General features: G+C 69.6%; 14 protein-coding genes and 2 tRNA genes. 14 read left to right on the plus strand and 2 right to left on the minus strand.

Annotation, left to right across the window (positions count from 1 at the left end; translation table 11 throughout):
• Positions 1–11 precede the first annotated feature (11 nt).
• Together R8F63_02740 and cimA are read left to right on the plus strand one after the other, a co-directional pair.
• Positions 12–929, plus strand: coding sequence for a branched-chain amino acid transaminase (locus tag R8F63_02740; GenBank protein ID MDW3217508.1), 918 nt, complete (start codon positions 12–14; stop codon positions 927–929).
• On the plus strand, positions 926–2,557 hold the full coding sequence (gene cimA / locus R8F63_02745) for a citramalate synthase (protein MDW3217509.1): 1,632 nt from the start codon (positions 926–928) through the stop codon (positions 2,555–2,557). The genes R8F63_02740 and cimA overlap by 4 nt, the downstream gene beginning before the upstream one ends.
• On the opposite strand, the gene R8F63_02750 is transcribed toward cimA, so the two are convergent.
• Positions 2,533–5,661, minus strand: a complete 3,129-nt coding sequence (locus R8F63_02750; protein ID MDW3217510.1) for an AAA family ATPase — start codon at positions 5,659–5,661, stop codon at positions 2,533–2,535. The genes cimA and R8F63_02750 overlap by 25 nt on opposite strands.
• A gap of 85 nt (positions 5,662–5,746) precedes the next feature.
• On the opposite strand from R8F63_02750, the gene R8F63_02755 reads away from it, so the two are divergent.
• Genes R8F63_02755 through R8F63_02765 form a run of 3 tightly spaced genes read left to right on the plus strand, consistent with a single transcriptional unit; the run spans position 5,747 to position 12,279 of the window.
• On the plus strand, positions 5,747–10,528 hold the full coding sequence (locus tag R8F63_02755; GenBank protein ID MDW3217511.1) for an S-layer homology domain-containing protein: 4,782 nt from the start codon (positions 5,747–5,749) through the stop codon (positions 10,526–10,528).
• Between the two features lie 51 nt (positions 10,529–10,579).
• Complete coding sequence (locus R8F63_02760) at positions 10,580–11,737, plus strand: CapA family protein (GenBank protein MDW3217512.1); 1,158 nt, start codon at positions 10,580–10,582, stop codon at positions 11,735–11,737.
• Positions 11,738–11,757: 20 nt separating this feature from the next.
• Complete coding sequence (locus R8F63_02765) at positions 11,758–12,279, plus strand: hypothetical protein (GenBank protein ID MDW3217513.1); 522 nt, start codon at positions 11,758–11,760, stop codon at positions 12,277–12,279.
• On the opposite strand, the gene R8F63_02770 is transcribed toward R8F63_02765, so the two are convergent.
• Positions 12,280–12,657: a DUF4190 domain-containing protein gene (locus R8F63_02770; protein ID MDW3217514.1), complete on the minus strand. Its 378-nt coding sequence runs from the start codon at positions 12,655–12,657 to the stop codon at positions 12,280–12,282. It lies immediately after the preceding gene.
• Positions 12,658–12,779: 122 nt separating this feature from the next.
• Here R8F63_02770 and R8F63_02775 point away from each other — a divergent pair, with 122 nt between their 5' ends.
• The 9 genes from R8F63_02775 (at position 12,780) to R8F63_02815 (ending at position 21,127) form a co-directional block, all read left to right on the plus strand.
• On the plus strand, positions 12,780–13,325 hold the full coding sequence (locus R8F63_02775; GenBank protein ID MDW3217515.1) for an RDD family protein: 546 nt from the start codon (positions 12,780–12,782) through the stop codon (positions 13,323–13,325).
• Between the two features lie 59 nt (positions 13,326–13,384).
• Positions 13,385–14,806 (plus strand): glutamate--tRNA ligase, encoded by a 1,422-nt coding sequence (gene gltX / locus R8F63_02780; GenBank protein ID MDW3217516.1) that lies wholly within the window; start codon positions 13,385–13,387, stop codon positions 14,804–14,806.
• 3 nt (positions 14,807–14,809) lie between these two features.
• The gene (locus tag R8F63_02785; GenBank protein ID MDW3217517.1) at positions 14,810–15,442 is read left to right on the plus strand and encodes a YdcF family protein; all 633 of its coding nucleotides are present in this window, start codon (positions 14,810–14,812) and stop codon (positions 15,440–15,442) included.
• Positions 15,443–15,530: 88 nt separating this feature from the next.
• Positions 15,531–15,602, plus strand: a tRNA-Gln gene (locus tag R8F63_02790).
• 197 nt (positions 15,603–15,799) lie between these two features.
• Positions 15,800–15,872: transfer RNA gene (locus R8F63_02795), tRNA-Glu, on the plus strand.
• A 103-nt stretch (positions 15,873–15,975) separates the two neighbouring features.
• Positions 15,976–17,469 carry an S-layer homology domain-containing protein gene (locus R8F63_02800; GenBank protein MDW3217518.1) on the plus strand — a complete coding sequence of 498 codons (1,494 nt, stop codon included), beginning with the start codon at positions 15,976–15,978 and terminating at the stop codon, positions 17,467–17,469.
• 85 nt (positions 17,470–17,554) lie between these two features.
• Positions 17,555–17,902 (plus strand): metalloregulator ArsR/SmtB family transcription factor, encoded by a 348-nt coding sequence (locus R8F63_02805; GenBank protein MDW3217519.1) that lies wholly within the window; start codon positions 17,555–17,557, stop codon positions 17,900–17,902.
• Positions 17,899–19,602: a SulP family inorganic anion transporter gene (locus tag R8F63_02810; GenBank protein ID MDW3217520.1), complete on the plus strand. Its 1,704-nt coding sequence runs from the start codon at positions 17,899–17,901 to the stop codon at positions 19,600–19,602. Before R8F63_02805 ends, R8F63_02810 begins: the two co-directional genes overlap by 4 nt.
• Before the next feature lie 34 nt (positions 19,603–19,636).
• Positions 19,637–21,127 carry a sulfatase gene (locus tag R8F63_02815; protein ID MDW3217521.1) on the plus strand — a complete coding sequence of 497 codons (1,491 nt, stop codon included), beginning with the start codon at positions 19,637–19,639 and terminating at the stop codon, positions 21,125–21,127.
• Position 21,128: the final 1 nt, after the last annotated feature.

A 21,128-nucleotide genomic window follows, 5' to 3' on the forward strand; every position in this document is an offset into this window, starting at 1 on the left:
GGAGACACACCATGCCCATCACCCCGACGCCCAACATCTGGATGAACGGTGAGATGGTCCCGTGGGTCGACGCGCAGGTGCACGTCCTCACCCACACCCTCCACTACGGCACAGGGGTGTTCGAGGGCATCCGCGCCTACGAGACCGACGAGGGTCCCGCGATCTTCCGCCTCACCGAACACATCGAGCGGCTCTACAACTCGGCGCGGATCCTGTCGATGCCGATGCCCTATTCGGTGCCCGAGATCGTGCAGGCGTGCAAGGACGTCGTCGCCGACTCGGGTCTCGACGCGTGCTATCTCCGCCCGCTGGCCTACTACGGCTACGGCGAGATGGGCCTGGCCACCGGCGACTGCACGACCGACATCGCGATCGCGGCCTGGCCGTGGGGCGCCTACCTGGGAGACGACGCCGTCACCAAAGGCGTGCGCATGAAGATCAGCTCGTGGACCCGCCACGACCACAACATCATGCCGCCGGCCTCGAAGACCACCGGCAACTACGCCAACTCCACCCTCGCCAAGATGGAAGCGCTGCGGGCCGGCTACGACGAGGCGATCATGCTGAACGGGGCGGGGCTCGTGAGCGAGTGCTCCGGCGAGAACATCTTCGTGGGCAGGGGCGACGTGATCCTGACGCCGCCGACCTCGTCGGGAGCGCTGCCGGGGATCACCCAGCACACCGTGATGAGCCTCGCCGCGGATCTGGGAATCGACATCCAGGTGGGCGACATGGCCCGGAGCGATCTCTACACGGCCGACGAGATCTTCGTCGTCGGCACCGCGGCCGAGGTCTCGGCGGTGAACTCGGTCGACGATCGTGACGTCCCGTGCCCGGGCCCGGCCACGAAGGCGATCGCCGATGCCTACGCCGAGGTCGTGCGGGGCAAGAACCCGAAGTACCGCTCCTGGAACGAACTCGCATCGTGACCGAGATCGACCGGTCGGCGCAGCGCGATCCGTCCTGGCCCGAGCGCGTCGAGATCTACGACACGACCCTGCGTGACGGCTCCCAGCTCGAGGGAATCTCGCTGACGGTCGACGACAAGCTCCGCATCGCCGAGCAGCTCGACCGACTGGGTGTCGGCTACATCGAGGGCGGCTGGCCGGGCGCCAACCCGAAGGACGACGAGTTCTTCGAGCGGGCCAAGACCGAGCTGACGCTGCACACGAGCGAGTTCGTCGCGTTCGGCTCCACCCGGCGACCGAAGGGCAAGGTCGACGAGGACACCACGCTCGCCAACCTCGTCGGGGCCGGCACCGGCGTCGTCTGCATCGTCGGCAAGTGCTGGGACTACCACGTCACCGAGGCGCTCAAGACCACGCTCGACGAAGGCGTCGCGATGGTGCGGGACTCCGTCGAATACCTCGTCGCCCAGGGGAAGCGGGTGTTCTTCGACGCCGAGCACTTCTTCGACGGCTACAAGCGCAACCCCGAGTTCTCGCTCGCGGTCCTCGAGGCCGCAGCGATGGCGGGGGCCGAGGCCGTCGTGCTCTGCGACACCAACGGCGGGTCGCTCCCGCGTGACATCGAGACGGCGGTCGCCGCGGTCGTCGGCCATGTCGACTGCGCCGTCGGCATCCACCTCCACAACGACACCGGCTGCGGCGTGGCCAATGCGCTGGCCGCGGTGATGGCCGGCGCCACCCAGGTGCAGGGCACGATCAACGGCTACGGCGAGCGTGTCGGCAACTGCGATCTCGTGCCGATCATGGCCAACCTCGAGCTCAAGATGGGCATCACCTGCCTGCCGGAGGGTCGGCTGGAGAACCTCACCTCCGTCGCCCACCACATCGCCGAGCTGGTGAACTTCACGCCCGACCCGCAGCAGCCCTATGTCGGGGCGACCGCCTTCGCGCACAAGGCCGGGCTCCACACCTCGGCGCTCAGCCGCCGGTCCGACGCCTACGAACACGTGGCCCCCGAGGAGGTCGGCAACGGCACCCGGGTGCTCGTGTCCGAGATGGCCGGGCGTTCCACGCTCGAGATGAAGGCCGCCGACCTGGACATCGAGTTGGACGGCAAGGTGCTCGGCGACGTGATCGACACCCTGAAGCGGCTGGAGCACGAGGGCTACCACTTCGAGGCGGCGGACGCCTCGCTCGAGCTGCTGATGCGGGGCGCGGCGGGCTGGGTCCAGCCGTACTTCGAGTTGGAGTCGTTCTCGATCGACATGGCCCACCGGTCCGGGTCCGGCGCCCGCATGTGGAACGAGGTCGCCGTCGACGTCGAGACCCAGGCCACGGTGAAGCTCTGGGTCGACGGCGAACGCAAGATGGCGGTCGGCGAAGGAAACGGCCCGGTCAACGCCCTCGACGCGGCGGTGCGAGCCGCGCTCAACGGCCGCTACCCGGAGCTCGACCGGGTGAGCCTCACCGACTTCAAGGTGCGGGTGCTCAACACCGAACAGGGCACCGGCGCGGTCACCCGCGTCCTGCTCGACAGCACCAACGGCGAACGCTCGTGGTCGACCATCGGCGTGTCCGAGAACATCATCGAGGCGTCCTGGCAGGCCCTCGTCGATTCCCTGGTCTACGGGCTGCTCCACACCTCGTGATCGGCGAGCAGTAGCTCGTAGTCCGGCGCGCCGAGGATGCGGGCCGAGGCGCGCCCCGCCGCCCGCATCCGGGCCGCTTCGTCGCCGCGTCCGACGGCATCGAGACATCCGGCCACCGGTGCGACCATCGGCCCGAGCGTCGTGGTGCCGACCCAGGACCACCGGTCGGCCAAGGGTTCGATGTGGGGGAGGATCCGCGTCGCGAGATCGGCGTCGCCCAGGGTCGCGGCGGTGGTACCGAGGCAGTAGAGACCGCCGGTGTAGGAGAAATCGCGGTCGAGGATGGCCAGGTCGTCCGCGGTGGCGCGGTCGAACGCCGCCCGGGCCTCCGCCTCGTCGCCGGCTTCGGCCGCGGCGACGGCGAGCGCCGCATGCCAGGCGCCGATCCCGGGCTGTTCGTCGGCGAGCGTCTGGAGGTCACCCTGGAGCTCTGCGGCGCGTCCGGCCGCCAGTCGGAGGGCGAGCAGGTGCACGCCGTAGACGGCCACGACCCGACTCGCCGCCACACAGTCGGCGAAGTCGAGCGAGGCGGTGATGATCGCCTCGGACTCCTCGAGCCGGCCGTCGATCTGTGCCACGGTCGCTCGCAGATAGTGCATCTCCCACTCGCGGCTGCGCTCCTGGATGGTCGCAGCGAGGGTCTCCAGGCGGCGCAGGTCGGTGCGCAACTGGGACGACCCGATCTGCAGCGAGTTGCTGAACCGGATCTGGTGGGCCTCCCACTCGACGTCCGGTCGCCGCAGGGCCGTGCCGATCTCGACGAGCCGATCGGCGATCGTCGACCGCTGCTCGAGGTCTCCCGGCTCACCGAGGGTCATGTAGCTGAAGGGCAGCACGTCGGCGAGGATCTCCGGCCGGCCGTCGGCTTCGGCCGCCTGCATCGCCAACTGGAGGAGTTCGCGACACCGTTGGATCTCGCCGCCCATGCTGTGCACCATCGTCGCGGCTGCCGCGACACGAGCGAGCAGGCCGGGCTCGGTGACGACGGCCAACGCCCGGTCGATCGCAGCCACCGCGGCGTCGTCGTTGGCGCCGGCCTCGGTGGTCGGGCCGAGCCGGCAGAGTTCGACGACGGCCCGCCCGTACAGCTGCGGGTCGTCGAAGGTGGCCGTCAACTCGAGGGCCGCGTCGAACACCGAGCGGGCGGCAGGGTCACCGGCACGCAGTAGCGCCGCGCCCCGGTCGATCAACAGCTCGGCCCGGCGGGCCGGCCACCGACCGGCATCGGCGAGGACCGTCGCCGCCTCGCCGAGCACCTCCGCGGCCTCGGCATGGTTCGCCTGCTGCGTGTGCACCGCGGCGGCGAGTTGGGCGTAGTGCGCGGCGCCGAGCGGATCGAGCGAGCCAGCCGCCACGGCGTGGTGGGCGACCTCGGTGACCCGTTCCGGAGCCGACGGTGACGACTCGATCGCGCGGGCGGCGGCGTCGTGGAGCTCGACTCGGCGCACCGGCCCGAGGCTGTCGAGCACGGCGCGGCGCAGCAGGTCGTGGTCGAACTCGGTGTGGGCGGGGTCGATGGCGCGGAGGATGCCCTCGCGGAGGCACTCGTCGAGGTCGCCGGAGCCCGCGATCATCTCGATGTCGGCGATCTGCTGGCGCGTGCCGAGGATCGCCGCGGCGGCGGCCGCGGCGGCACCGCGCCGGCTGAGCCGCGCCACGCGCACGTCGAGCAGCGACGTGATCGAGGCGGGCACGCGCTCGAGGCCGCCGTTGTCGTCGAGGAGTGCGTCCAGGCCCGACTCGTCGCCTTCGCGCACCAGTTCGCGGACGAACAGCGGATTGCCGCCCGTGGCGAGCGTGATGTGTTCGGCGATGAGGTCGGCATCGTCCCGGTCGTTGACGAGCTCGAGGATCTCCTCGCGTGCGAGCCCCGCCGCCTCGACGAAGACGGTCGGGGCCTCGTCGGCGAACTCGTCCGGTTTCGGGTCGCACCAGCCGGCGACGACGGAGAACGATCCGCTGCCTGCCGTCGCGGCCCGGACGGCGGCGGTGAGAAAGCCGCGGGTCGCCGCCGTGGACCAGTGCAGGTCGTCCACGACCACGACGAGCGGTTGCAGGGCGGGGTGGGTCAGCAGTTCGACGACGCTGCGTTCGAGTCGTTGCCGTTCCGGGTCGCGCACCATCAGATCGCGGCCCACGCGGCTCGCGAGCTCGGGGCTCAGCAGCGACAGCGGCGTCGGGTCGGAGAGCTCGTCGACGAGGTGCGGGTACCGGGCGAGGAGATCGTCCACGATGACCGAGATGGGCTCGAGCGGTCGGACCGGTTCGGGCTCACAACGCGAGAGCACGACATGGGAGCCGGCGGCCGCGAGTTGGGGCCCGGCGAGCTCCAGCACCGTCGACTTGCCGATCCCGGCCGGGCCGTGGACGACGACCAGCGCGGGACCGGACGCCACCGCGGCGACGACGTCGTCCCGCCGGCGCAGTTGGGATGAGGCGGCGCGGCCCGCGGGGGTGTGGTTCGCGGGAGACACCGCGGTGGTCCCGCCGTTCAGGAACGCGCGCTCGGCGTCCTCCAGGGCATCGCCCGGCGTGAGTCCGGCGGAGGCGAGCATGCGCCGGGCCCGGGTGAAGCAGTTGACCGCCTCGCGCCGCCGACTCGCCGCGGCGTAGGCCTCGGCCAACGCGATCCAGACGGCTTCAGCGTCGGGATCGTCCTCGACGATCACCTCGAGCTCGCCGACGCGGGCGAGCGGGTCGGTGGCCGTCGTCGCTGTCTCGAGGCGGCGGGCAGTGCGTTCGCGTCGGAGTCGCCGCCTGGCGGCGGCGACGCCGGGTCCCCGTTCGTCGAGCTCGGGCAGGGGGTCACCGCGGCCTTCGGGTTCGATGGTGATCGACGGGTGGAGTCGGTAGCCGTCGTCGGTGGTGTCGACGAACTCCGGCCCGGCGGCCTCGCGCAGCCGGGCGATGTGGTTGTGCAGCGACTTCCTCGCCGTCGCCGGGGCGCCGTCGGGCCACAACCGATCGATCAGCTCGTCGCGCCGCGCCGTGTCCGGGAACGACGCAGCAAGGGCCGCGACGAGCGCTCGTTCGCGGGGTCGGAGGTCGATCTCGCCGCCTGCGCCCGTGGCTGTGGTCGTCCCGAACACCTGCACCCGTCGCATTGCGCCTGTGTTACCAGACTGTTGCCGGACCCACCAAACGCCGCCCTATTTTCCCGATGGTCGGCGACATCGTGGAGGACGGGCGATGCGGCGTGTGCGCAAGACGGTGACGGGCCTGGTGGTGGTCGCGGTGTGGGCGGCAGTGCTCGCCGTTGTTCCCGCAACCCCGGCGGCCGCCAATCACTTCTGCGAGGAGGCGGACGACGACTGCGACGCCTATTGGTGGGACAACGTCTTCGGGTCCGTCAACATCACCGGCACCCAACCCGACACGGTGATCACCGCGACGATCGTGACCGGCTTCCCCACCGCCCAGTGGGTCTGGACCGAGACCGGGTGGAGTTCCAGCGGCGTTTCCGGCGTCACCGTCTCCGTGCCCGGCGAGATCCTCGGGGGCTCCGGCGACGGTTGGAGTGCGGATGCGATCGGCGGCTCGTTCGTCCGCTTCTCCCCGCAGGGGGAGGCCGGCCCGCCCCCGCCGGACCGTCAGAACTGCGGCAACCCCTGTGGCCCTCCGCCCGGGAATCGGTGGACGGAGGGGACGACGATGTCGGTGACATTCCGGTCCTCGGAGACGGGCGGTCAGGTGCGGGCGTCGTTCGGCGGCAACCTCGGCTATCTCGGGTGGGGCGACACCGCCATCCGCCACATCGACGGCCGCGACCCCAACCGACCCCCGGTCGCCGACATCGTGGTCGTCGATCCCGCCGGGGAGACCTCCAGCGCGAGCGGCGAGTTCACGCTGCGGGCCGGGTCGGTCGATCCCGACGGCGACACGCTGACCCACGACTGGGACTTCGGAAACGACGAGACGAGCAGCGGAGAGACGGTCACCGCCCGCTACGACACCCCGGGCAACTACACGGTCACCTTGACGTCGACCGACCCCGACGATGCCCACGACGAGGACAGCGAGCTGTTGTCCGTCCCGGCCCCGACCCTGTCCGCGGGGATCACCCTGCCGTCCGGCGACGAGAGTGTCGCCGTCGGCGACGAGTTCGACGCCACCGTCACGCTTTCGGTGCAGGAGAACGGTGTCGGCGAGATATCCAACATCGGCTTCGCGACCATGCCGCTCGACATCCCGGACTTCCTGGAGGTCGTCGGCGCGCAGCCGACCTTCCCGACCCGGTTGAATCCGGGCGAATCGCGTTCGCAGGTGGTCCGGCTGAAGGCGATCGCACCGGGGGAGGGCCTGCTGCGAAGTCGACCGAACGGCATCGACGCGGCGGGCGGACCGGCGCTCGTACTTCCCGGTGAGCAGACGGTCCGCGTCCGCCGACTCGACCTCGACGTGGAGGTCGACGCCGGCGAGGACGACATCGAGATCGAGGAGACGGCCGATGGGCCCCAGCCCGAGCAGGTGACGGTCACCGTCACGGTCACGAACGACAACGACGAGGACGTCGACGACGTCCAGATCGCCAAGCAGCTGATCTCCTCGCTGGTCGATGGCACGTTCCTCTATGTCGAGCCCGCCGCGCTGCAGCCGTTCTGGCCGGTCGACGACGAGCAGCCCGGCCCCGGCGCGCCCCTGCCGGACGGCACGTCCGACGGTTTCTCGCTGCTCGGCGATGTGCCGGCCAACGAGAGCGTGAGCGTCGAGTACGTGATCGACGTCACCGACGACGGCGTCTACGGCCTCGAGGCGCAGATCCTCTACACGGTCGACGACGAGAACGAGACCTCGCTCGGCGAGACCGAGATCGAGGCCCTGCCCGACAAGCTCGCGTACTTCACGTCGCGGATGCCCGAGGGCACGCCGGATCCGCCGACCTTCCAATCGGGTGACAGCTTCACCGTCTTCGGTGACGTCGAGAACCGCAGCAACACGAAGGAGATCGGCGTCACCGCCCTGACGCCCACCATCGAGGGCGAGTCGATGGGCGGTGGATACTTCATCCGCGACACCCAGGAGTTCCCGCCCCCGGGGTCCTGCGCGGCGCCCTTCGGTGGGCTGCTCGAGCCCGGCGCGACCGTGCCGCTGCACGGGCAGTTCACCACCCTCGAGAGCAAGGGCACGCGAGCGTTCTTCCAGTACCAGCCGACGTTCTACGAGTTCGACGAGGAGAACAACCCGATCGCGATCGAAGCCGACGATCTGCTCATCGACAACCCCCGCCAGCAGGTGTCGTTGCGCGACTTCGTCCTGGTCGAACCCCCACCGTTCACCCTGCTCGAGGCCTTCGCCGGGTTCTCGGTCGGCGCCGGTCAGGCCCTGATCGCCTTCGTCTGGGAACCGGTGCAGTTCGCGGCGTGGGTCGCGAAGGGCGTGCTCTGGGAGTTGCCGCAACTCGCCGTCGTCAACGGCGCCTATCTCGCGAAGTGGTGGTTGACCATCCCGGTGGAGGAGAAGGCCGCGTACCTGGCGGACGTGGTCGCCCACGCGCTCGAGGCGATCGACGCCATCACGATCGAGCAGGTCTGGGGATCGGTCGAGGCGGCGAGCACCGCGATCAACACGCAGGTCGAGCAGATGTGGAACGAGTACCTCCAGACCTGGGAGGACGGCCGGTGGTTCGAGGCGTTCCGGGTGATCGGCCGGGTCGTGGGTGAGATCGGTCTGGAGATCGCGACCTCCGGGGCGCTCTGCCTGGCTCACACGGACAAGGCCCAGAACGCCGTGCGGATCCAGGACGAGATCATCCAGGCGAGCCGCGGCGTCGTCCGCACCCAGGACGAGCTGGACGCGATCCGCGTCGGCGCCAAGCTCGCGGACGAGGAACTCGGGGCGTTCGGCATACCGGCCCGCATGGCCCAGGCCCTCCGGGCCCTCGCTGGTGAGGGCTACCTCGTCACCTGGCGCCCCCGGAACCCCGACTCGCTGCGCTGGCTCGAACGGGGGGCGATCCAGAAGCCGCAGCCGTTGAAGATCAAGACGGTCGCCGAGCTCGACGGGTACCTCGGCTACGACGTGGTCACCGACGGCGGATCGCTCGTCCTCAAGCGGCCGAACCCGAACATCGACGAGGTGCTGGCCGGGGTGCCGGGCGACGTGCAGGAGCTCGTCCGTCAACGCTGGCAGCTGCGCATGAACGAGTGGACCGAGTTCACGTCGCCGCACGCGGTGAAGAAGCGGAAGCTTCCGGACGGCACACCGGTCACGAACGCGGACGGAACGTTCGTGTACGACACGGTGCTCGACGCCGACGGCAACCCGATGCCGAACCCGAACAACTATCTGGCCTGGGACGAGGCGGGCAAGATGCCGTGGCCGGGACGACCCCTCAACCCCGACGGATCGCCGGGCGCCAACATCGGTATCGATCTCGAGTCGAACGGCATCGATGCACCGAGCACCGTCTGGGGGACCAACAAGTTCGGGCTGGACCCGGTCAGCGGGCAGTCCGACACGTGGATCATCAAGGCCGCCGACGCCGATGGCAACCTCCGTCGGGTCACCGGTGACCTCGACGCCCTCGACATCCGTCACGCCGACGGCCGACCGCTCACCGGCGACGAGGTGATCGACCTCTACGAACGCCTCAACGACATCACCGGCCTGGACCACGGCGAGACCGTCACCTGGCGGCTCAACGGCCAGATCCTGCATCCGAGCCAGATCGACATCCTCGCCTACCACGGGTATCCGAACGGCAAGTCGCTGGTGCAGTTCGCGCCCGACGGCAACGCCCGCAAGGTCCTGCTCGACCGCAACCTGTCGGTCTTCAGCTCGACCGATCCCCGTCAGCACTATGTGTTCTTCCGGGGCGGCTACCTGTCGGCCAACGGCGCGCTGCGGACGCTGCGGACCAACCTCGACACGTTCTTCCCCGACTCGCTCAATCGGCTGATGCTGCTGATCGTCCCGGCCGCGTGGCTCGGGGACCTGATCGATCAGTCGGACGCCGAGCCCGGGTCCGGGTCCGGGCAGTGCTCCTGGCGCTACGGCGGCGGCTCGGACGCGGCGCTGATGCGCTACACGGGTTCGGGCTACGAGATCTACAACGGATCGACCTGGAACCCGCTCGACGTGTCGGGCGTGTGCGTGGACGACGGCCTCGCGCCCGCATCGGCCGCGGCGGACTCGCTGGTGCCGGCCGCCCACGGCGGCGGCCACGAGATCATCGTGCGGCCCCACACCGTGATCGACGAGCCGCTCGCGGCGGGCGCCACCTCGGCGTCGATCTTCGATCTGAGTGAGATCCCCGGATTGTTGCCGGCTGGGTCCACCTGGTTCGAGAAGGGTCAGATCGTGGTCATCGATCCCGGCGGCCCGAACGAGGAGTTCGTCTCGCTGACCGATGTCGCGCCGTTGCGCTGGTCGACGCCGTTGAAGAACGACCATGTGGAGGGCGAGTGGATCGCGGTCGTGCGGGATCCGGCCGAGGTGCTCAGCGAGGTCGAGTTCGTCGACGTGCCCGACGGTCTCTGGTACTCCGATGCCGTCGACTGGGGCGCCCGCGAACGGATCGTGTTCGGGACGAGCAACGGCATCTTCGAGCCGCACCTCGCGGCGAATCGGGCGATGCTGATCACCATGCTCTGGCGCGCCGCCGGATCGCCGGAGGTCGACGTCGCCGTGCCGTTCACCGACGTCGATCTCGACGCCTACTACGGCGCCGCGCTGCGCTGGGCCTACTCGCTCGGCATCGTGAAGGGCACGTCACCGACCATGTTCTCGCCCCACGACCCGGCGACCAGAGCCCACGTGGTGACGGTGTTGTGGCGATGGCTCGGCTCGCCCGCGGCCACGGCCGACAATCCGTTCGGGGACGTGGAATCCGGGCGGTTCTACACGAAGGCGGCCATCTGGGCGGGTGAGGTCGGGGTGAGCACGGGCATCGCGTCGGGCGTGTTCGGCCCGTACGTCCACGCGGATCGGGCCACCGTCATCACCCTCATCCACCGGGCGCTCGTGGACTGAGCCCGGGGAGCCTCCACCACCCGATCGGGGGCGGCTCGTAGCGTCGCGGGGGTGCGGATCGCCTCTGCCATCGTCGCGACGTGCCTCGCCGCGACGGCCTGTACCAACCAGATCAGTGTGGTTCTGGCCACCGACGGGGCGCTCGCCGGGGCCGACGACGAGATCGGGTCGGACGGCCTCACCCTGACCGGGGACTCGGTGGCCACCTCGTCGAGCACCTCCACCTCGACGACCACGACCACCACCGAGCCGCCCCCGGAGCCCATCGTCTTCGGGTTCGCCGGTGACGTGCAGATGATCGGGTCCATGGCGGCCGACGAACCGGTTGCGGGGGTCGCCGAGCTGCTGTCGGCGCCGGACCTCATGCTCGTGAACCTGGAGACGGTCATCGGCGAACCGGGTGAGGTCGGGTCGCCGCCGATCGACAAGGAGTTCATCTTCCGCTCGCCGCCCGAGACGCTCGACCAGCTGATCGAAGCCGGGGTCGACGTCGTCGCTCTCGCCAACAACCACTCGTGGGACTACGGCCCCCGGGGCGCCCGAACGACCCGGGAGTATGTGGACGACTCGACCCTGATCGGCGTGGGCGCGGGTACCGACCCCGCGACCGCCTACGCCCCGGCCTACGTCGAGGTGAAGGACCAGACCGTGGGCATCGTGTCGCTGTCGCGCGTGCCGTGCGACTGGTCGCGCGAGGAGCGAGCCGAGCGCCCCGAGATCGCCTGGGCGTGCGACCGTTTCGCCGTTCCCGCGATCGCCACGATCGCGACCGCCGCGGCGAACGCCGATCACACGATCGTGATGCTCCACGCGGGGACCGAGGTGACGGACTGCCCCGACGACGAGTTGCGCCGCGTGATCGGCGTCTACATCGAGGCCGGGGCCGACGTGATCTCGATCTCGCACCCGCACGTGCTCCAGGGTGTCGAGGTGATCGACGGCACGCCGGTGCTGTGGTCCACGGGCAACTTCGCGTTCCGCAACCGGGGCGGACGGACCGGGCGCAGCGCCGTGTTCGAGGTGACGCTCGGCGCCGGCGACCCGATCGTCACGATCCGCCCGACGGTGCTGCCGGGCGGCCGCGCTGAACCGGCGATGCTCGGACCGGCGATCGACGTCGTCGTGGAGGTGACGGACCGGTCGCGGGGCGGCCGGGTCGGGGCGGACGGCGTGCTCGTTCCCGATCCCGCACCCTCGATCTGCGACTGACGCTGGCTAACCTGCCGGACATGTCGGCACCCAGTCACGTTCCGAGTCTTCCGTACCAGGCGAAGGCGTATTCGTCGCCGCCGTGGCGTCCCGGCTCGTGGCGGGCGGACCGGCCGGGTGACGTGGTCGGCACTCACCAGCCATCCGGTCCGGCGCTCGGCAACCAGGGTCCGAACCAGGGCTACGTTCTGAAGCTCGCCGAGTCGTTCACCGACCGCCTCGTGCTCGCGCCCGGTGAGCATCACGCCGACGCGGTGGCCGGCGCCGCGGCCGTCGCCCTGCGCCGGGCCTCGCTCTTCGGTCGCGCCCCGATGATCGACGATCTCACGATCGCGTTCACGCTCTTCGGCTACCTCGGTGAGGCGCCCGACGATCTGGTCGCCCAGCGGCGCGAGCTGATGGACGAGCTCCATCATTCGACGATCCACTATTTCGCCGCCCGCGAGCTCGCCAACTCGGTGCCGGAGGCGACGCTGCGGATGTCCGTCGCCGAAGTGACCGCCGCCACCGCGGCGGACTGGCGGGCCGCGCTCGGCTGGTGATCACCCGAGGGTGATCAGGAGGACGAGAAGCCCCGCGGCGATGCCGATGTAGCCGACGATGAGGCCGATCATGGCGTTGCCCCGGCCGATCTCGCGTCCCTCGGACTCGCGGATCTGTTCCATGGCGACGTGGCCGAAGATCACGCCGAGGATCGAGCCCACGAAGAAGATCCACGAGATCGACAGGATCAGTGACGCGAGGGCGAACTGGTTCGGCCGCGGCGGTGGCGGGGTGATGTCGGCGTGGGTCGGTGTGGCGTCCGGCTGTATCGACCCTGCCGCGGCCGCCCAGGCCGTGCCGTCCCACCAGCGCTCGCGCGACGCATCCTCAGGGTCGGCGTAGAAGCCGGGCGGAGCGGGGTCGTCGGGGCGGGCCACGGGTCGGAACGGTATCGGCGCTGCTTCGCCGATGGGGGTCACACACGGCTCGGGCACCCGTCGTCTACGTTCGATCGGGGGTGGCGGACCAGGTCACCTTGCTTTTCGACGAAGGAGATCACATGTCCGACATGCCGGCACCACCGCCACCGCCTCCGGGAGGGGCGCCGCCACCGCCGCCGTCTGGCGGCCCTGCCCCGGCGGGATCCGGGAATCTGGCCGGCGTCGGCCAGCGGTTCGGCGCCCTGCTCATCGACGGGATCGTGGTCGGCATCCCGTTCGCGATCCTGTTCTTCATCGCCCTCGCCGTCGCGCCGACGGAGCTGGAGGCCTGCACGGTCGACGGCCAGTTCGGCATCTGTGAGGTGCTCACCGGGGGCGGCGTCGCGATCGTCGGTCTGGCGTGGCTGATCGGCGTGGTCGGCATCGTCTACTACTTCGCCAAGGGCGAGGGCGCGGGCCAGACGGTCGGCAAGAAGGCGCTGAACATCAAGGTGGTCGACGCGGTGACCGGTCAGCCGATCGGCACCGGTCGCGCCGTGGGGCGCTACTTCTCACGGATCATCTCCGGCCTGCCGTGCTACCTCGGCTACTTCTGGGCCCTCTGGGACCCGAACCGGGAGACGTTCCACGACAAGATCGTCAAGACCCACGTGGTCAACGCGTGACGGCTCACTGACCCAAGGGTGGGGGAGCGGGGCTGACCCGCGGCGATAGCCTCCGAGGCGTGTCTGGCCCGCGCGTCCGCTTCGCTCCCGCTCCCACCGGCTTTCTCCATGTCGGCAGCGCCCGCAGCGCGCTGTTCAACTGGCTGTACGCCCGTCACACGGGCGGCACGTTCGTGCTCCGGGTGGAGGACACCGACGAGGCGAAGACCAGCCAGGAGTTCGTCGACGCGATCACCGAGCCGCTCACCTGGCTCGGTCTCGACTGGGACGAGGGGCCGCTCTTCCAGAGCGAGCGCCGCCAGCAGCACGTCGACGCGGTGAATCGGCTCGTCGCCGAGGGCAAGGCGTATTTCTGCGACCTCACCCGCGAGGAGATCGAGGCTCGCTGTGAGGAGGCCGGCCTCCCCGCCGGCTACCACGGCTTCTCCCGCGACCGCGAGGTCGTCGACGGGCCGGGCGTGGTCGTGCGGTTCCGGGCGCCGGACGAGGGCTCGACGGTCGTCGACGACGTGATCCGCGGCCGGGTCGAGGTCGCCCACGACACGATCGAGGACTTCGTGATCCGCCGCGGCGACGGCTCGCCGGTGTTCCTGATCGCCAACGCCGTCGACGATCACGACATGGGCATCACCCACGTGATCCGGGGCGAGGACCTGCTCAACACCACGCCGAAGGTGCTGCTCCTGTGGGATGCGCTCGGCTTCGGCGAGCCGCCCACCTACGCCCACCTGCCGTTGCTGGTCAACGAGCAGCGCAAGAAGCTCTCGAAGCGGCGCGACGACGTCGCCCTCGCCGACTATGTCGCCCGTGGCTATCTGCCCGAGGCGATGCGCAACGCGCTGGCGCTGCTCGGCTGGGGTCCCGACGACGAGGTCGAGATCCGCCCGATCGAGGAGATCATCGAGCAGTTCACGCTCGAGTCGGTCAACAAGGCGCCCGCGTTCTTCGACCCGAAGAAGCTCGACCACATCAACGCCGAGTACATCAAGGCGATGAACCACTATGAGTTCGTGGAGGCGGCCGAGCCGTGGCTCACCGCCGACGACGCCCCCTACCCGGTCGCCAACTACGACCGGGTCGTCGCCGTCGCCCTGGCCGAGGACGTGCAGCAGCGGGTGGCCACGCTCGCCGAGGCGCCGGGCTGGCTCGACTGGCTCTTCGTCGACTCGATCGACGAGTACGACGAGAAGTCGTGGAACAAGGCGATCACCAAGGGCAAGGTGCCCGACCGGGTGCTCGACGACATCGCCGCGGCGCTGGCCGACGACGACTTCACCGACCGCGACCGGCTCGAGTCGCTGGTCATGGGCGTGGGCACCGCACTCTCGGAGGAGCTCGACACCCGGGTCATGTCGCAGGCACCGCTGCGCATCGCGCTCACCGGTCGGGGCGCCGGCATTCCCCTGTGGGAGGCGATGACCCATCTCGGCCGCGACGTCTGCCTCGCCCGCATCGCCGCGGCCCGAGCGAGGATCGACTGAGCCATGCGGCTCGGGCTGCCGCGCTGGTTGCCCCTCCGCCGCGCCCGTCGGATCACAATTGTCGCGGCTGCGATCGTGGCCGGATACGTGCTGCTGACGTTCTTCCAGGTCCTGCAGGCCTCGGGGGAGGACAACCGCCGGCCGGCCGATGCGATCGTCGTGCTCGGCGCAGCCCAGTACGACGGCGCCCCGTCGCCGGTCCTCGCCTCGCGGCTCGACCATGCGTACGAACTCTGGGAGAGCGGCGTCGCCGACATGATCGTCACCACCGGCTCGAACCAACCCGGCGATCGTTTCACCGAGGGATACGCCGGCTTCGAGTACCTGTTGCTCTCCGGGGTGCCCGAGAGCGAGTTGCTGGTGGTGACCGACGGTTCGTCGTCCTACGAGCAGCTCGCGGCCACGGCTCGTCAGCTGCGCGGCCTCGAGATCGGCGAGTCCGTCGTCCTCGTCAGCGACCCGTACCACGCGCTTCGGCTTCGCCAGATCGCCGACCAGGTCGGCCTCGACGCCACCGTCTCGTCCACCGACGGCGGCTCGTCGATCCGCCAGCTGGTGCGGGAGACCGCCGCCGTCTCCCTCGGCCGGATCCTCGGCTATCGGCGCGTCGACAACTGGCTTGGATCCGTCGGCTAGTTGAGACGCTGGGGTCAGAGTCCCGTCCCATCTCGGCGCGAATCGGGTCGGCACCCGAGGGGCGAGCAGGTACGCTCTGTGACGTCCTTCGGGGATGGTGTAATTGGTAACACAACTGGTTCTGGTCCAGTCATTGGGGGTTCAAGTCCTCCTCCCCGAGCTCAGGCGAAGCGGCACCTCCGGGTGCCGCTTCTGCGTTTTCCGCCGCAACAGTCCCGCCCGCCCCACCCCGCGTTCTGTGAGCCTGAATCAGCATCAGGTGCTGATTCAGGCTCACAGAATCAGCGTTGGGCCGTCCGCGCCGGTTGGCTACACTCATCCAGTCGCACGCCGCCTCCGGGGGGCTCCGAACATCACGCCCCGTTCGTCTAGCGGCCTAGGACGCCACCCTCTCAAGGTGGTAGCACGGGTTCAAATCCCGTACGGGGTACGCACAAGGCCCAGGTCAGACGGCAGATTCTGGCTTGGGCTCCTTCGCGTCTTGGACCCAGTGGACCGAGGCTTCGCACATCCATCGCCGCCAGGACCATCCGATGACGTCTCACCTTCCACGTTCCGTGCTCACCAGCGCGGTCGGCATCGCGCTCATGGCGCTGCTCACGCTCGCGCTCGTTCCGCTCGTCGATCCGGCCGGCGCGACCGTGTCGCCCGCGTCGGGTCGCGGCTTCCCGCTGGCCTGTCCCGCAAACGACGATCATCCGTTCACCGATGTCGGGCCCGCGGACTACAGCAACGACGCCGTGGCGTGCCTGCATCAGCTCGGCCTTCTCAACGGCACGTCGCCGACGACCGTGTCACCGGACGCCGTCGCCGACCGGGAACAGGCAGCCGCACTGCTTGCGCGCCTTTGGCGAGCCGCCGGCAACTCGTGCATCGACGTCGTGAACCCCTTCACCGACCTGAGCGCCCAGTCGTTCGCGTACGCCGACGTTCTCTGCATCTACGGGGCGGGGCTGACGACGGGCACGACACCGACCACCTACGACCCCGCCGGGATCCTGACGCGGGCCCAGGCGGCCGCGTTCGTCGCCCGCCTCTGGCGTGCGCTCGGCGGCGAGTGCAGCACGGCAGCGGCACCGTTCACCGATGTGCCGGCCGATCTGTTCGCCCGGCTCGACATCGACTGCCTCTACGCACTCGGGATCACCACCGGCACGAGCGCCACGACATACGGCCCGAACGACCCGATCCCGCGAGCGCAGCTGCTCACCTTCCTCGGCCGGCTCATCGTCGCCGCCGCTGACGAGCTCGGCGAGATCGAGGATCTCGACCTCATGTCGTTCAACATCCGCTACGACAACCCGGACGACGACCCGGACTGGAGCACCCGACTCCCCGCCATCCTCGACATGCTCGACGAGCGACAGCCCGACGTCATGGGAATCCAGGAGGGCCTCCATCACCAGGTTCTCGATCTCGCGGCCGGTCTTCCCGACTACGCGTGGATCGGGGTCGGCCGCGATGACGGCGTGACCGCCGGCGAGTTCGCCGCGATCTTCTATCGCATCGACGAGTTCGCGGTGGTCGACAGCGGCACCTTCTGGCTGAGCGAGACGCCCGACGTCGTGTCGAGGGGGTGGGACGCGGCGCTGGAACGCATCGCCACCTGGGCACAGCTCCGCCGCATCGGAAGCGCCGAGACGTTCTTCGTCTTCAACACCCACTTCGACCACGTCGGCACGACGGCGCGCGTCGAGTCCGCGGCCTTGATCGCCGAGAAGGTGGGCGAGATCGCGGACGGCAAGCCCGCGTTCATCATGGGCGACCTCAACGTCCTCCCCGCCGACGCCGCGCTCGATCCGATCCGGGAGATCATGGACGACTCGCAGTCCACCGCGACGGTCACCGATGACGTCGGATCGTTCAACGCATTCCTCGCCCCGGGCGGGCTGTGGAACATCGACTACATCTTCTACGACACCGGAACCGCGACCGTCCACGACACCGTCGACGACGACTACGGCGTTTCCTTCATCTCCGACCACTTCCCCGTGACAGCCACCATGAAGTGCGAACCCTGCGGGTAGGTACAGCTGGCTCACCCCATCATGAGTTCTCCCCTGAACTGCAAGAACTTCTGTAGTTAGGAAGATTTGCAAGTATGCTGCCGTGGTGACGAGCGCAGCAGGCCCTCCGGTGTTCGGCGTCAAGGCCGAACTGTTCAAGACGTTGGCCCATCCGACGCGGGTGCGGGCCCTGGAGGTGTTGGCCGACGGTGAACGCTCGGTGTCGGACCTCGCCGCGGAGGTGGAGGTGGAACTGCCCCACCTGTCCCAACAGCTCGCCGTGTTGCGCAAGGGCGGTCTGGTCGAGACCCGCCGGGAAGCCACGACCGTCTACTACGCGATCCGGGAACCACTCCTCGTCGAGCTGCTCGCCGTCGCCCGCCGCCTTCTGATCTCGGGGCTGGAAGGCTCCACCGCCCTGCTCGACGATCTGCGGGCCGAGGACGCGCCATGACCGGACGATCCGCGGTCACGACCCCGCCCCTCGGCGTCAAGGGCCGGCTTCTCGCCCTGCTTCCGGCGCGGGCCGACTACGCCGACCTGTCGAGTTCCTGGCGAGGCGATGTCGTCGCCGGCATCACGGTCGGCGTCGTCGCGCTGCCGCTCGCACTGGCCTTCGGGATCACGGCCGGGCTGGGGGCCGACGCCGGCCTCGTGACCGCGATCATCGCCGGCCTCGTCGGCGCGGTCTTCGGCGGGTCGAACGTGCAGGTGTCCGGCCCGACCGGGGCGATGACCGTCGTGCTGGTGCCCCTCGTGGCCCGCCACGGACCGGACGCCGTGTTCCTGGTCGGCATCCTCGCCGGGTTGGTGATCGTCGCCGCCGGCGCCGCCGGGTTCGGCCGCTTCCTCGCCTTCATCCCGTGGCCGGTGATCGAGGGGTTCACCCTCGGCATCGCCGCGATCATCTTCCTCCAGCAGGTGCCGGCCGCACTCGGCGTTCCCAAGTCGGACCGTGAGAACACCGCGATGGTCGCGTTCGACGCCATCGGCGACGCCCTCGGTGGCGCCGGCGTGGCGTGGGCGGCCGGCCTCGTGGTGGTGGTCGCGCTGGTCATGTTCGGAGCCCCGCGACTGCGTCGGGGCCTGCCGTCGTCCCTGCTCGCCGTGATCGCCGCAACGGTGCTGGCTCGTGTGCTCGACCTCGACGTGGCGGTCATCGGCGAGCTTCCGTCGTCGCTGCCGTCGCCGTCACTTCCCGAGTTCTCCACCGGTCTCGTCTCGGACCTGTCGGGCGCCGTCCTCACCGTGGCCGCCCTCGGCGCGCTCGAGAGCCTGCTCTCGGCGAAGGTCGCCGACGGCATGGCCGGGGCGGGGCGTCACGACCCCAACCGCGAACTCGTCGGGCAGGGGCTCGCCAACATCGCGTCGCCGTTGTTCGGTGGCATGCCCGCAACCGGGGCGATCGCCCGCACCGCCGTGAACGTGAAGGCCGGGGCACGGACCCGGCTGGCGTCGATCGTCCACGCACTGGTCCTGTTCGCCGTGGTCGTCGCCGGCTCCGGTCTCGTGGCCGAGATCCCCCTCGCCGCCCTCGCCGGCGTACTCATGGTCACCGCGGTCCGGATGGTCGAGGTCCACAACATCCGCGCCATCGTCCGCTCCACCCGGTCCGATGCGTTGATCCTGGGGGTGACCGCGTTGGTAACCCTCGCGTTCGATCTCATCCTGGCCGTCGAGGTCGGCATGGCCGTCGCCGCGGTCCTGGCGCTGCGCCAGTTCGCCCGCACCTCGGTGACGGTGGCCGAACCGCTCCCGCTGATCGACGCCGACACCGCGGCCCGGCTCCATGCCGACCACATCGTGTCGTACCGGCTCGACGGCGCGCTGTTCTTCGGCGCCGTCCAGCGGTTCCTCCACGAGCTGACCGCCGTCGGCGAGGTGGAGGTCGTCATCCTGCGGTTCCCCGAGCTCCAGGTGCTCGACGCGTCCGGCGCCCAGGCGATCGGCGAGATCATCGACGAGCTCGAGCACCGGGGCATCACCGTGCTCATCAAGGGACCGCGTGACGAGCATCTGCGCATCCTCCGCGCGGTGGGTGCCATCGACCGGCTCGCCCACGAGAACCATCTGTTCACCGACCTCGACCAGGCGATCGCCCACGCGGGTGAGCACGTCGCCCGAGCGCAGGCAGGGCGCGGCCGCTCGACATAGGGTCGGTCCTCCCGAGATCCCGGAGGCAACCCAGATGGCCCGACGCCCCAACATCGTGTTCGTGCTGACGGACGACCACGCCGCCCACTCGATCGGGTGCTACGGCTCCGTCGTCAACGAGACGCCCCGCATCGACGAGATCGCGGCGAACGGCTGGCGCTTCGACAACTGCTTCGTCACCAACTCGCTGTGCACGCCCTCGCGGGCCTCGATCCTCACGGGCGCCTACAGCCATGTGAACGGCGTGTACTCGTTGTTCACCCCGATCGACGCGAGCCAGACCACCTTCCTGTCGCTGCTGCGCGACGCCGGCTACCGCACCGCGATGATCGGCAAGTGGCACATGGGGCACGGCGACGGTCACGACCCGCAGGGCGTCGATCACTGGGACGTGCTCCCCGGCCAGGGCAACTACTGGAATCCGATGTTCATCAACGCCGATGGCCGCCGTCGCATCGACGGCTACGCCACCGACATCATCACGGACCTGTCGATCGACTGGGTCGAGTCGCTCGAGGGCGACGACCCGTGGTGCGTGCTGGTCTGGCACAAGGCGCCCCATCGTTCGTGGGAGCCGAAACCCGAACACCAGGCGCTCTACGAGGAGCCGCGACCGGTGCCGTCCACCTTCTGGGACGACTACTCGACGCGCTCGGCGTCCGTGCGGCGGGCCGCGATGCGCGTTGCCGACCACATGACCGTCGACGATCTCAAGGAGGATCCGCCGGCCGGCCTCTCCTACGAGGAGACCGCCCTGTGGAAGTACCAGCGCTACATGCGCGACTACCTGGCGTGTGTGCATTCGGTCGACGAGAACGTCGGACGGTTGACCGACTGGCTGCGTGAACGCGGCGACTACGACGACACGATGATGATCTACTCCTCGGACCAGGGGTTCTTCCTCGGTGACCACGGCTGGTTCGACAAGCGGTTCATGTTCGAGGAATCGCTGCGGATGCCGTTCGTGCTGAGCTACCCGCAGCGGGTCTCGGCGGGGAAGAGCTTCGACGGCATCGTCAGCAATGTCGACATGGCCCAGACGATCCTCGACGCCGCCGGCGTCGAACCGGGCGAGCGCATGCAGGGCCGCAGCTTCTGGCCCGACCTCGTCGGCGAGCAGGACGGCGACCCGGTCGAGGGCGTGTACTACCGCTACTGGGAGAACGACGACTTCATCCACAACGCGCCGGCCCACTACGGCTATCGCACGACGCGCTACAAGCTCGTCTACTACTACAACGACGGCTACTTCCTCCCCTTCACCGGCTTCTTCCGCTACCCGCCCGAGTGGGAGCTCTACGACCTCGAAGCCGACCCGGACGAGGTGAACAACGTCTACGACGACCCTGCCTACGCCGAGATCCGCGAGGAGCTCAAGGCGTCGATGTGGCGCGAGCAGTCACGGCTCGGCGACGCCCCGCACGCCTCGCAGCCGGTGCCGGCGGGATGCGAGGACGTCGAGGTCGCGTCGCTGCCCGAGCTACCGCGCTACCGGTGGATCGACATGGGCGGCATGCTCGGCTGAC

Source organism: Acidimicrobiales bacterium (assembly GCA_033344915.1).
Taxonomy (GTDB): Bacteria; Actinomycetota; Acidimicrobiia; order Acidimicrobiales; family Aldehydirespiratoraceae; genus JAJRXC01.